The sequence below is a fragment of the Leptospira hartskeerlii genome, from assembly GCF_002811475.1.
In the GTDB taxonomy this organism is placed as follows: domain Bacteria; phylum Spirochaetota; class Leptospiria; order Leptospirales; family Leptospiraceae; genus Leptospira_B; species Leptospira_B hartskeerlii.
In genome coordinates, this window is record NZ_NPDL01000005.1 from 209269 (window position 1) to 220899 (window position 11631).

The 11631-nt window shown below is 41.6% G+C and carries 12 protein-coding genes; 8 read left to right on the forward strand and 4 right to left on the reverse strand.

The genetic code is table 11. From position 1 onward, the window contains the following. Positions 1 to 3 precede the first annotated feature (3 nt). The 3 genes from tig to clpX are packed head-to-tail and all read left to right on the forward strand — an operon-like array spanning position 4 to position 3260. Positions 4 to 1392, forward strand: coding sequence for a trigger factor (gene tig, locus CH352_RS11015; protein ID WP_100707164.1), 1389 nt, complete (start codon positions 4 to 6; stop codon positions 1390 to 1392). Then, positions 1383 to 1976: an ATP-dependent Clp endopeptidase proteolytic subunit ClpP gene (clpP, locus tag CH352_RS11020; RefSeq protein ID WP_008592146.1), complete on the forward strand. Its 594-nt coding sequence runs from the start codon at positions 1383 to 1385 to the stop codon at positions 1974 to 1976. Before tig ends, clpP begins: the two co-directional genes overlap by 10 nt. Positions 1977 to 1988: 12 nt before the next feature. Continuing rightward, a complete protein-coding gene (gene clpX / locus CH352_RS11025) occupies positions 1989 to 3260 on the forward strand; it encodes an ATP-dependent Clp protease ATP-binding subunit ClpX (protein WP_086446494.1) in 1272 nt (423 codons plus the stop codon). 127 nt (positions 3261 to 3387) lie between these two features. On the opposite strand, the gene CH352_RS11030 is transcribed toward clpX, so the two are convergent. The 4 genes from CH352_RS11030 to CH352_RS11045 all read right to left on the reverse strand — a co-directional run bounded on the left by CH352_RS11030 (position 3388) and on the right by CH352_RS11045 (position 6816). Continuing rightward, entirely contained in the window at positions 3388 to 4434 is a 1047-nt protein-coding gene (locus tag CH352_RS11030) for an NAD(P)-dependent alcohol dehydrogenase (protein ID WP_100707165.1), read from the reverse strand. Positions 4435 to 4610: 176 nt separating this feature from the next. Then, positions 4611 to 5711, reverse strand: a complete 1101-nt coding sequence (rktP, locus tag CH352_RS11035) for an Arg-Lys translocation region protein phosphatase RktP (RefSeq protein WP_100707166.1) — start codon at positions 5709 to 5711, stop codon at positions 4611 to 4613. 1 nt (position 5712) lies between these two features. Beyond that, positions 5713 to 6510: a twin-arginine translocase subunit TatC gene (gene tatC / locus CH352_RS11040; RefSeq protein ID WP_100707167.1), complete on the reverse strand. Its 798-nt coding sequence runs from the start codon at positions 6508 to 6510 to the stop codon at positions 5713 to 5715. 57 nt (positions 6511 to 6567) lie between these two features. Then, positions 6568 to 6816: a Sec-independent protein translocase subunit TatA/TatB gene (locus CH352_RS11045; protein WP_100707168.1), complete on the reverse strand. Its 249-nt coding sequence runs from the start codon at positions 6814 to 6816 to the stop codon at positions 6568 to 6570. Between the two features lie 116 nt (positions 6817 to 6932). Here CH352_RS11045 and CH352_RS19040 point away from each other — a divergent pair, with 116 nt between their 5' ends. From CH352_RS19040 to CH352_RS11065, 5 genes are read left to right on the forward strand one after another with little or no spacing between them, the layout of a single operon-like run. Continuing rightward, positions 6933 to 7103 carry a hypothetical protein gene (locus CH352_RS19040; protein WP_165780186.1) on the forward strand — a complete coding sequence of 57 codons (171 nt, stop codon included), beginning with the start codon at positions 6933 to 6935 and terminating at the stop codon, positions 7101 to 7103. A gap of 5 nt (positions 7104 to 7108) precedes the next feature. After that, positions 7109 to 7918 carry a hypothetical protein gene (locus CH352_RS11050; protein ID WP_100707169.1) on the forward strand — a complete coding sequence of 270 codons (810 nt, stop codon included), beginning with the start codon at positions 7109 to 7111 and terminating at the stop codon, positions 7916 to 7918. A gap of 53 nt (positions 7919 to 7971) precedes the next feature. Beyond that, a complete protein-coding gene (gene trxA, locus CH352_RS11055; RefSeq protein ID WP_008592903.1) occupies positions 7972 to 8286 on the forward strand; it encodes a thioredoxin in 315 nt (104 codons plus the stop codon). 32 nt (positions 8287 to 8318) lie between these two features. Then, positions 8319 to 10469, forward strand: a complete 2151-nt coding sequence (locus CH352_RS11060) for a cAMP/cGMP-dependent 3',5'-cyclic-AMP/GMP phosphodiesterase (RefSeq protein ID WP_100707170.1) — start codon at positions 8319 to 8321, stop codon at positions 10467 to 10469. A 14-nt stretch (positions 10470 to 10483) separates the two neighbouring features. Further along, a complete protein-coding gene (locus tag CH352_RS11065; RefSeq protein ID WP_100707171.1) occupies positions 10484 to 11614 on the forward strand; it encodes an acyl-CoA dehydrogenase family protein in 1131 nt (376 codons plus the stop codon). Positions 11615 to 11631: the final 17 nt, after the last annotated feature.

Consider the following 11631-nt stretch of genomic DNA (forward strand, 5'->3'; position numbering starts at 1 on the left):
ACCATGGAATTCAAGACAAAGAAAAATCAAAACGCATCCGTAGACCTTAAGTTAACCTTTGATAAGAACGATCTGGAAAAGGCGTTCGAAAAGACTTATAAAGAGAAACAAAAGGATCTCAAGATCCCGGGCTTCCGTCCCGGCAAGGCACCGATCGAAATGGTAAAACGCCATTTGGGAGACTCGGTAGCAAACGACGCAATCAATCTTCTATTATTAGAAACTGTAAGTGAACTTTCCGGGAAACTGGAACACAAGATTGTACGTTTCCCTAAATTTACTGTCGAGGACTATGTTCCTGAAAAAAGTTTAGTGGCAACTGCGGTCTATGATACTGATCCGGAAGTTTCCTTAGGGAAATACAAAAAGATCAAGATCAAACTTCCCGAAGTACAAGTGACCGACGAGGATATCACTGAGGAGCTTCAGTTCGTTCGTAAACAACTTGCCAGAAAACTTCTGAGAGAACCAAGCGAAGGAGCCGAGAACGGCGATATCGTAGATATGGAATTCGAAGTGAAGGAAGACGGTCAGGAACCTAAGAACGCTAAAAACGGTTCAAGTGATTATAAATTAGGAGAAGCTAATAATCTTCCCGGTTTTGACGACAACCTATACGGTATCAAAACCGGAGAGACCAAGAACTTCACCTATACCTATCCTAGCGATTATCCAAGAGAAGATCTGGCCGGTAAAAAAATGGAATTCGCCATGACCTTGAAGGCGATCTATAAAGAAGTTCTTCCGGAATTGGACGACGATCTCGCTAGTGAATATGATGGTTCTTCTTCCCTTCAAGTCCTAAAGGATAAGATCAAAACCGATCTACAAAAGAATTATAACGAAGCTGTAAAATCCAAAAAGATGGAAGAAATTTACAAGGAACTGGTAGCAGATTCCAAGTTTGTTTTCCCTGAATCGTATCTTACGGAAGAATCAGAACATGTGTATCAAAATATGATGCAAGATGTTTTAGGAAGAGGCCAGGCCAGAATTCCTAAAGAACAGATCCCAAGTATCGAAAAATACGCGGAAATGGTAAAAAAGCCTTTAGGAGAAGTAAGGGACTCTTTCAAAACCATCGCCGAAAACAGACTGAAAGGGTATTTCTCCAGACAGAAACTAGCTTCTGCGGAAAATATTGTTTTGACGGACGAGGATTTCGACCGCGAAATCTCGACCCTTGCCTCAAGATATGGTATGTCTGACGCCGATTTTAAAAAAGAATTGGAAAAAGGTAAACTTCTGGAAACTTACCGGGACAATTTTTTAGCAAAAAAGATAGACGATACCCTCTTCCAGCTTGTAGAAAAGAAATACAACGAGAAGATGAGTATCCGTCAGCTAAAGGAATTCCTTTCTAATAAGGAAACTGGAGAAGTATGGCAATAATTCCTACAGTTATAGAGCAAACCGGTCGTGGAGAAATGCGTTATGACGTATTTTCTCGCCTCTTAAAAGACAGAATTATCTTTCTAGGTGACGCAATTTCCGACGATTACGCGAACGTGATCATCGCCCAATTACTGTTTCTGGACGCGGAAAACCCGGACAGGGACATCTATTTATATCTGAATTCCCCCGGCGGATATGTATCTTCCGGACTTGCCATTTACGATACTATGCAGTATATTAAGGCCGACGTTCGTACACTTTGTATTGGTCAGGCTTCTTCTATGGCGGCACTTCTTCTGGCTGGCGGGGCAAAGGGCAAAAGATCTGCTCTTCCTCATTCCAGAATTATGATGCACCAACCAACCGGAGGAGCTACCGGTCAGGCTTCCGATATTGCTATCCAAGCTAAGGAAGTTCTGAAATTAAAGCAGGTGTTAAATGGTTTGTACGCTAAACACACGGGCAAGTCTGTGGAAGAAGTGCAAAAGGATACCGAAAGGGACCTTTACATGACTCCGGAAGAAGCCCAAAAATACGGAATCATTGATTCTGTAATTTCGATAGAGCGTCAAAAGAACTGATAGGGGGATCCCGTGGCAAAAAAACCGACCGGAACCAATAATAAACAAAAATTATTTTGTTCGTTCTGCGGAAAAGAACAAGACTCCGTAAAACGACTGGTTGCCGGCCCAGGTGTTTATATTTGCGACGAGTGTATCTCTCTCTGCAATGAGATCATTGCGGAAGAGCCAGAACAGGAAAAAGAGCGCACAGAACTTTTGGGAGAAGTCCCTAATCCTGCTGCTATTAAAGCGATCTTAGACCAATATGTAATCGGACAAGACCATGCTAAAAAAGCTTTGTCCGTTGCGGTTTATAATCACTACAAACGAATTTATCTCAAAGACAAAAAGGCGGATATCGAATTAGAAAAATCGAATATTCTTCTGATTGGCCCTACGGGTTCCGGAAAAACTTTGCTCGCTCAAACTCTAGCAAAGATCATTAAAGTCCCGTTTGCGATCGTAGATGCAACTGCACTTACTGAAGCTGGATACGTAGGAGAAGATGTAGAAAACATCATTCTCAAGCTGATCCAAAACGCGGACAACGATATCAAAAAAGCGGAGATCGGTATCATCTACATAGACGAAGTAGATAAGATCGCTCGCAAATCAGACAGCGCATCCATCACGAGAGACGTGAGTGGAGAAGGTGTGCAACAAGCACTTTTAAAAATTATAGAAGGAACCGTAGCAAACGTTCCTCCTCAGGGTGGAAGAAAACATCCTCACCAAGAATATCTGCAAGTAGATACTAAAAATATTCTATTCATTCTAGGTGGAGCATTCGTTGACCTGGATAATATTATCAAAACCAGAACCGGTGTAAAAACAATCGGATTCGGTAGCGATGAGAAAGACGGCAAAATCTTAAGAGATGAGAGCAAAGGTGAGATCTTAGCTCGTGTGATCCCTGAGGACTTAATGAAGTTCGGACTTATCCCTGAATTTATAGGTCGTATGCCTGTGATCGCTACTCTGCAAGACTTGAGTGTTGAAATGCTCAAACGTATTTTCAGAGAGCCTAAAAACGCAATCTTACGGCAATATACTAAGATCCTAGAAATGGAAAATGTAAAACTTTCCTTCGAAGAAGCAGCTATCGACAAGATCGCCCAGCTTGCGATCGAAAGGGCATCCGGAGCCAGGGGACTACGCGCTATCGTAGAAAATCTAATGTTAGATTTGATGTACGAAATTCCTTCTCGTAAAGACGTAGAAGAAGTGATCATCACGGAAGAAGCTGTAACCGGAACCAAACCTCCGAAACTAATTCTGAAAAAAGAACCAAAAATCGCTTAAGAGCGGTAACGCGATTTCGCGCAGAGAACACCGAGGTCACTGAGAGGGCTTTAGGAAATGGTAATATTTCCATTCCTTATATCTCTAAATCTCTATGTTCTCAGTGACCTCGGTGCGAAACTTTCTCTTAATTCAAACTAGCGATATCTATCACAAATCTGTAACGTACGTCGCTTTTAACGACTCTTTCATAAGCATCGTTTACTTTTTGGATTGGGATGAGTTCAATATCGCTGGTGATATTATGCTTTCCGCAGAAATCCAACATCTCTTGTGTTTCTTGGATCCCACCAATCAGGGAACCGGCAAGACTCTTACGACCCATGACCAAAGAAAATGCTCCGATCGGAACTTGTTCTTCCGGAACACCAACTACTACCATAGATCCATCCACTCTCAATAGGCTGAGATAAGCGTTCCAATCCAGAGGCATCGAAACAGTGTTGATGATCAGATCAAAACTTCCTCTTAACTTAGCGAATGTGCTTTTTTCTGAAGTAGCATAGAAATGATCCGCGCCTAGACGTTTTGCATCCGCTTCCTTCTTATTGGAATGGCTTAGTACTGTAACTTCCGCGCCTAAAGCATGGGCAATCTTCACTCCCATATGGCCGAGTCCGCCAAGGCCGATAATCGCTACCTTTTTACCAGGACCTGCTTTCCAATGTGCAAGTGGAGAATATAAAGTGATCCCCGCACAAAGTAATGGAGCAGCAGCATCCAAAGGAAGATTATCAGGAATTCTTAATACGTAATTCTGATCCACAACGATCTTATTGGAATAACCTCCGTAGGTTGGGGTCTTTCCGTCTTGTTCTCTCCCGTTGTAGGTGGCGCTCATTCCGGTTTCGCAGAATTGTTCCAAACCTGCTTTGCAATGTTCGCATTCTCTGCAAGAGTCCACAAAACATCCGACTCCTACCTTATCTCCTACTTTGAACTTTGTAACCTTGGATCCTACCTTTGACACAACACCTGTGATCTCGTGGCCTGGAACCATAGGAAAGATGGATCCTCCCCATTCGTCTCTCGCCTGGTGAATGTCCGAATGACAGATACCGCAGTAATGAATATCGATGACTATATCTTGGTCTTTTGCATCTCTTCTATCGAATTGAAAAGGTGCCAAGGGAGCCTTTGCAATAGCTGCAGCATAACCTTTTGCTGGGATCATTTTCTTCCTCGTTTGTTAATGGAATATTGGATGAATTTCAAGTGGTGAGAAATTCGGGAATTTTCGATCTGAAAAATTCCCTAGTTAGACAGGAACGTGTAAGTTTTGTTTTTTATTTTCTTCTATTCTGAAAATTTAATACTGACCTCCGGTCGATCGCATCCGCGTTGGTCTGATTAATCCCTCACCCGACCAACAGTCAGGATAGCTGCCTTAGAAAGTCCTTTTTTGCCTGATTCCATTTCTAAAAATCTTCCGAAATCCAGCGTGAGTTCTCTTGAGTTTTTATATTCTCTGCCGGAACTCCAGTTTTGGAGTTGGATCAAAAGTGGCGCAACGCCTGCTGAGTTAGTGAGTTCCGTTAATCTATCGCTTAGAAATACCAAATATTCTCCGGGTCTAACTTGGATCTTTTTCACTTCTCTTGTAGAACTTCTAAAATCATAAAACACTTGTTTAGAGATCGGTAATATATTCGTTTTCCCGCTTTTGTGAAGTAGTGCAGGTAGTTTTTGGAACTGCAGAATACCTGCTTCTCCGTTCCTGGTTTCTAAATAAAATAGTGTAAGATTTAAATAAGAGATTGGAGTGGATCTGAGCGCTCTGTCGATTTTATAGAGTAGATCTTCTCCCCTTAGACCGGTGGTCTCCTGAGCAAGGGAGATCATACCCTCTATCCTTGCCTTGAGAGAAGATTCGATTGCCCCGTGATTCGGAAATCCAGCTAATACTCCAAAACAACCGTCTGCAGTCGGAATGATATTTGCATAATCTGATTCCCCGCTGTCGGAGGAACGAGGAAAAACAGTGATGTCCAGGTTTTTGATCTTATGAAGTCTGATCTTATGGAAAAATTTTTGGATCTTGTCTGAAAGTTCTCTTTCCTTTTTGTTTAAGGATTCTTGGGAAACAGATTCTTCTTTTGTCTTCTTCTGGTAGAGAGCGATCCGGAAATGTCTAGCAAGTTCTCCCAGCTCATCCGTTCTCTCTGCTTCTCCTGAATCTTCGTAAACATCCTGGGACCAGTTCTGTAATAGCTGGGAAATAGATTTAAGAGATTTAAAACTTAAATTCAAAAGAAAATAGGTGAGTATTCCAAGTATGACTGAGAAAAAAAGCCCGAAACCTAATCGGATCCAAACAAATGCCCTTAATTCTTTTCTGATCTCTTCTCCAAATAGGAAATCATCTAAAAGTAGATAAGATAAAAATAATACGAAAGAGGCAGTAAAAGAAGCGAACGCTAATTTATGCTTGGATTGAAGATTTGGAAACAATTCATTTCCTCTCTATAATCGCGATTAGCACCAATGAGATCCCGAACAAGACCAGCAATGGAACAAATAACATTAGCATAGAGATCACATCCGGTCCAGGAGATAATACGGCTGCCGCAAATGCGATCCCTATGAATGCTTCTCTCCAATGACTAAGTAAGAAAGAAAGTTTTAATATTCCAACCGCAGCTAATAATACCATGATCACTGGAAGTTGGAAAGACAATCCAAAGATCAAATGCATATTGAAGAATACATCGTAATATTCGTCTATTGGAAGCCTTGTCTCAATATCCAGAGGTCGAACAGTGACTAAAAATATTTTTAGAAAACTTTCGAATGCTTGTGCCCAACACAACCAAACTCCCAACCAAAATAGAATTGTGGAAAATGCGATGAGTGCTTTTCCGAGTCTTGCGGTTCTCGTCTCTAATGCTGGAGAAACAAATCCCCATAAAAAAGCTAACGCGAAAGGAAAGGTGATCAAGATAGATACCATAAATCCTGTTCGCAGATAAACCATAAAAGGAGCCATGAGTTTGATTTGGTAGAATGTAGCAGATTCTCCCAAAATGTTCTTGTACGGTTTGATCACTATTTTATGAAGCTCTTCTCCGAAATACAAAGCTACCACGAAGAAAACCGTAAATACCAGAATGGAACGAATTAGAACGGACCGTAGTTCTTCTAAATGTTCCCCCAGGGTCATAAACTTTTCTCTGTCATGAGGAAGACTTTCTTCCGGAGCGGAGATTATAGGTTGGGGAGTAGTAGAGAGGCTCTTTTTTTTAGAAGGCATATCGAAAGGTTGGAATTCCTTCCCGGTTATAAAAGGGCCCGAGGGCCCTTATCATATTTAAGCGGATTTTTTGGACTTTTTAGGAGAAGAAGTAGGAGCCGCCGGTTGTTTTGTTTCCGGTTCCTGGATTTTAGCGGATTCCGATTCAGCATCTCCGGAAAGAGATTTGCGGAATTGGCGGATTCCGTCCCCTAAATCCTTTGCTAAAGAGGGAAGTCGCTTGCCCCCGAAAAGCAGGAGAGCTAAACCTAGTATGAAAAAGATTTCCCAAGGGCCTAAATTTAAAAATGCGAGTGGTGCGTACATAACTATCTCCTTAGTTAGGATTTTGCCTCTGTAATATATGTCAAATAGTTAGTAGGAACAAGCCGATAATTCTATTGGGACTTCGGTTCGGATAGAAAGGAAAAACGGACGGGAATATGAGAATAGAATCCAACCCATTAGATTCACTCTCCGTTCCTCCACCGGTCCGAGAACCGGGTCGAGAGGAAGAAATAGAAGCGGATCGGAAAAAAGCGGAAGAACCCGCAGCAAAATCCGATTATGTATATGCTCTTTCCGTCGGAAGTTTGATCAACGTGCAGGTGTAATTAGAATGGCTCTTACCAAGGAACAGAAGCAGGAATTCCAGGAGAAACTAGCGGATTTCCGCGCATTTTTGGAGGATTTGAAGAAGGAAGCGAACCTTCTAAAAGCCCAGTCCAGAAAAGATCCTAAAATGGAAGCTTACTTCAATGTGGCTCTTTCTCTAAATTCTATCAAAAACATAAATACCTGCCTTTTGATAAATGAGATCTCCGTGGCCATTCTGGATCTGAAATCGGATACCTACCTCAACCAAGGGAGGAAAGAAATTTATAGTGCGATTTCCTTTATGGAGAAGGTAGTCGGAACCGACTTCGAGTCTGGTTTGGGAGAAAATAAGGACCTTCTCGCCAAAATCATAGAATTTAATCCTCTCCAAAGATTGAATTACGTGAAGGGACTCAGGACTTGTACCACGAACACGATCGAGGCATTCGGCTCTAACTCTAAATGGAAATGGAGTTTTCCGGAGATACATTTCAAAATAGCCATACTTAGTAAGAATCTTTTTGACTTTCGGGCTTTTGAGAAGGAAAGAGACTTAGAGAATCCGTTTTATTATCCCAGACAGGAACACTATAATTTAATTCTGGAACTTTGTAACTTTGCCGCCCAGGAATATCGCGCCAAATTCGATTTGTCCACCCAGGACGCTGGGGATCTGAAAAAATCCATATCCCTTTTGGAGGTAAACCGTAAAATCCTGCAAACAACAGGCGAAACAGAGGACCTAGGAAAGACAAAAACCCTGATAGAATCCCTAAAAGAAAAGGTAGAGTCGATAGAAGCCGAGAAGGAAAAGAAGAAAAAGAAGAAATAGACCCGTCCAATTTGTTATAAAGAGTGGGAAAAAAACAGGAGAAAATCTAACTCATGGCATTGACCGAAATAAACGATTCAACTTTCAGTTCCGAGATCAACGGGGGCATGGTTCTAGTAGATTGCTGGGCAGAATGGTGTGGTCCTTGTAGAATGGTTTCCCCGGTTCTGGAAGAGCTTTCGTCCGAGATGAACGATATCTTAAAAATTAAAAAATTAAACGTAGACGACAACCAGGACACGGCACAAAAATTAAATATCCAATCCTTGCCGACCCTTCTACTTTTCAAAGACGGACAATTGGTGGATAAGATCATAGGAGCCCTTCCTAAGGCGCAAATCAAAAGTTTCATCGAAAGACATAAATAAAAAATTCGATCTCGACTGCGGCGGAATTTTCCATGCTAAAAGAACAAACCAGGGGATACATAGAACTTCCTAGAGGAGGTTATTTAGTCGAAACAAGTGAGGGCTTCTTTCAGATCGGCTCTCCTCCCGAAACCATCAAAGACACGATGGCCGAAAAAAAGACACCCCTGGTATTTATACTTCCTAATAAATTTTTCCATGTAGAAAAGGGGATCAGCACTGCAGAGCTTGAATTCCCGATTTACTTTAACTTCTTCTTAAGACAAAAAAAGACCACGATCATTTGTACTGCGGAACAAAAAGATCAGCTCATCACAGTACTTAAAGAATCCTTAATGGGTCCTGAAGAGATCAATCTGGAATCGGAATATCTAGACGGTGCAGAATCTTTCGGCTTTCCTGATATGAAAGCGGAGATGGGTTATTTTAGAGGATACAAAGGACTAGACGATGTAGTCGACTTTCAAGTATTCGATAGAGATAATATGGTCAACCTGGGAAAGGTTTTGGTACGTAAACTTCCTTCAGGTGATTTTAGAATTACTGATGGTACTAAAGAAACCGAGATCCCTGGAGAAGTCGGATTCAATATTAAGTATGAGATCGGTCATAGACTAGAGGAGCCTTTCCAAGCACCTTTACTTGGGATTACTTGTCTCGGACCTTCTCATGGATTCGATCCTGAGGACAACACTTCCGGTTTTATTATCTGGTTGAACCACCAAGGTATTATGGTGGATCCACCTGTAAATTCTACAGAGTGGCTTCGCATGTCCAATGTGAATCCTAAACTTATCAACCACGTTATTCTCACTCACTGCCACGCAGATCATGACGCAGGAACCTTCCAAAAAATTATGGAAGAGACCAAGATCACTATTCACGCTACTGCAACGGTGATGGAAAGTTTTATACGTAAATATTCCGCACTTACTAAGATCCCCCGTAAGGAACTATTGGAACTTTTCAATTTCCAACAAATCATCATAGGAAGACCTGCGATGATTAACGGCGGAGAATTCAATTTTCATTATGCATTACATTCTATTCCTTCCGTAGGATTTGAATTCTTCTTCCAAGACCAATCTTTTGTGTATACTTCCGATCATTTGAATGAACCTGAAGTTCACGATAAGATGTATGAGAAGGGAGTTCTTCCTGAATCTCGCTGGAAATTCTTAAAGGAATTTCCTTGGGACAGAAGGATTATTTATCATGAGGCTGGAATTCCTCCTCTTCATACAAGAGTTAGTTATTTAGCCAGTTTGCCTCCTGAGATCCAGGAAAAGATCACTGTGTATCATATCGCAAGAACGGATATGCCTGCGGATACCAAACTCAAACTGGCTCGTTTTGGAATAGAGAACACTGTTTATCCGGAGATCACTCCTCCTAAACATATGGAGGCTTATAACCTTCTAGACATCTTAAGCCAAATAGATATTTTCAGCGGTTTCCCGATAGAGAAGGCGAAGGAATTCCTATTGATCGTCCGCGAAGAAAAATACAAGCGCGGAGATCAGATCATAAAGAAGGGAACTCCTGGCGATAAATTCTATATTATCGCTTCCGGGAATGTAAAATTCGAAGGACTACTTGGAGATTCCGATATAGCGCCCATTAAACGATATGGACAGTATGAATATTTCGGCGAGGCTTCTCTCGTATTAGATCTTCCTAGGGCAGCGGACGTTTTTGCGGAAACAGATGTAGTAGCTCTTACAATTGAGAAGAATAAGTTCTTACAGTTTATCAGAAATACGGACCTAAGACAAAATTTAATAAGACTGAACAGCATTCGTGATAGTAACTCTTGGAAAACACTGTTAGATTCACGCCACTTCAAAGGACTTACAAGCCATCAGGTCACTCAATTAGAAATGATCATGAGACTTTCTAAGGTGAACAAAGGTTCAGTGCTTATCACGGAAAAAGCGTTTTACCACGAGGCATATATTATTCGTCATGGAAAAGTAAGCGTATATCAACACGGCAAAAAATTGGCCGAGTTGACCGATGGAGATTTCGTGGGAGAGATTTACTCGATATCCAAAAAGCTGGTGTCCAATTACACGTTCCAAGCGGAATCAGAAACTGAATTGTTCTCTATTTCTCAGAACGAACTCATCCAGTACATTAAACGGAATCCCGGCGTTTACATGAGAATGAATACCGTCTATTGACACGGGAGATATAAATGGAAAGAGTCCTACAATTTACCGAAGAGCATGAAGCTTTTCGAGATATGGCACGCAAGTTTTTCGAAACTGAAGTAGCTCCTCATCATCATGAATGGGAAAAAGTCGGAATGGTCCCGAAAGAACTTTGGAAAAAAGCGGGAGCAAGCGGACTGCTGTGCCCTGATGTTCCGGAAGAATACGGCGGATCAGGTGCGGACTTCCTATATAACGTTGTTGTAATAGAAGAATCTTCCAGATCAGGAAACAGCGGATTTTTCGTATCTCTTCACAACGATGTGATCGCACCGTATATCAGTGCTTATGGAAACGATGAACAAAAGAAAAGATGGTTACCTGGTTGTTGCAGTGGAGACAGCATTTTAGCGGTCGCTATGACTGAACCTGGAGCAGGTTCTGACCTCAAAAATATCAGAACTAGCGCCGTGGATAAAGGAGATCATTATGTGGTCAACGGTCAAAAAACATTTATTTCCAACGGACAGCTTGCAAATTTAGTAATTACCGCCGTGAAACATGAAAACGGCACGATTTCGCTTGTTATGATAGAAGAGGGGATGAAAGGTTTCGAAAGAGGCCGTAATCTCGAGAAGATCGGGCTTAAAGCTCAGGATACCTCGGAATTATACTTCAACGACGTAGTAGTTCCTAAAGAGAATGTAATCGGAAAAGGCGGACAAGGTTTCCGTTATTTGATGATGAAACTCGCTCAAGAGCGTCTCGTACTAGCGATTGCAGCGGTAGAAGCCACTGCACTAGTACAAAGAATGACTCTAAAATATATTAAAGAGAGGATGGCTTTCGGGAAAAAAATCGGAAGTTTTCAACACATCAAATTTCAAATGGCGGAGATGGCTACGGAACTGGAAATGTGCCGCACCTTCGTCGACAAAGTGGTTTCGGAGCATATTGCTGGAAAAAAATTAACTGTAGAGGCTTCTATGGCTAAGTATTATTCCACTGAGATGCAAAAACGTCATACTGACCTTTGTCTCCAATTCTTTGGAGGGTACGGCTATATGATGGAATACCCGATCGCAAGAGCGTATTTGGATGCAAGGATCCAAACGATCTACGCAGGAACCACCGAAATCATGAAAGAAATTATTGGTGGAAGTTTAGGACTCTGAAATAATCTCGAAATAGT

Coding starts and splice junctions, on each gene's coding strand:
- CH352_RS11030 (WP_100707165.1), bottom strand. CDS start 4,434: ATGATCCCAGCAAAAGGTTATGCTGCAGCTATTGCAAAGGCTCCCTTG.
- CH352_RS11045 (WP_100707168.1), bottom strand. CDS start 6,816: ATGTACGCACCACTCGCATTTTTAAATTTAGGCCCTTGGGAAATCTTT.
- tatC (WP_100707167.1), bottom strand. CDS start 6,510: ATGCCTTCTAAAAAAAAGAGCCTCTCTACTACTCCCCAACCTATAATC.
- CH352_RS11065 (WP_100707171.1), top strand. CDS start 10,484: ATGGAAAGAGTCCTACAATTTACCGAAGAGCATGAAGCTTTTCGAGAT.
- CH352_RS19040 (WP_165780186.1), top strand. CDS start 6,933: ATGAGAATAGAATCCAACCCATTAGATTCACTCTCCGTTCCTCCACCG.
- tig (WP_100707164.1), top strand. CDS start 4: ATGGAATTCAAGACAAAGAAAAATCAAAACGCATCCGTAGACCTTAAG.
- CH352_RS11050 (WP_100707169.1), top strand. CDS start 7,109: ATGGCTCTTACCAAGGAACAGAAGCAGGAATTCCAGGAGAAACTAGCG.
- CH352_RS11060 (WP_100707170.1), top strand. CDS start 8,319: ATGCTAAAAGAACAAACCAGGGGATACATAGAACTTCCTAGAGGAGGT.
- clpP (WP_008592146.1), top strand. CDS start 1,383: ATGGCAATAATTCCTACAGTTATAGAGCAAACCGGTCGTGGAGAAATG.
- trxA (WP_008592903.1), top strand. CDS start 7,972: ATGGCATTGACCGAAATAAACGATTCAACTTTCAGTTCCGAGATCAAC.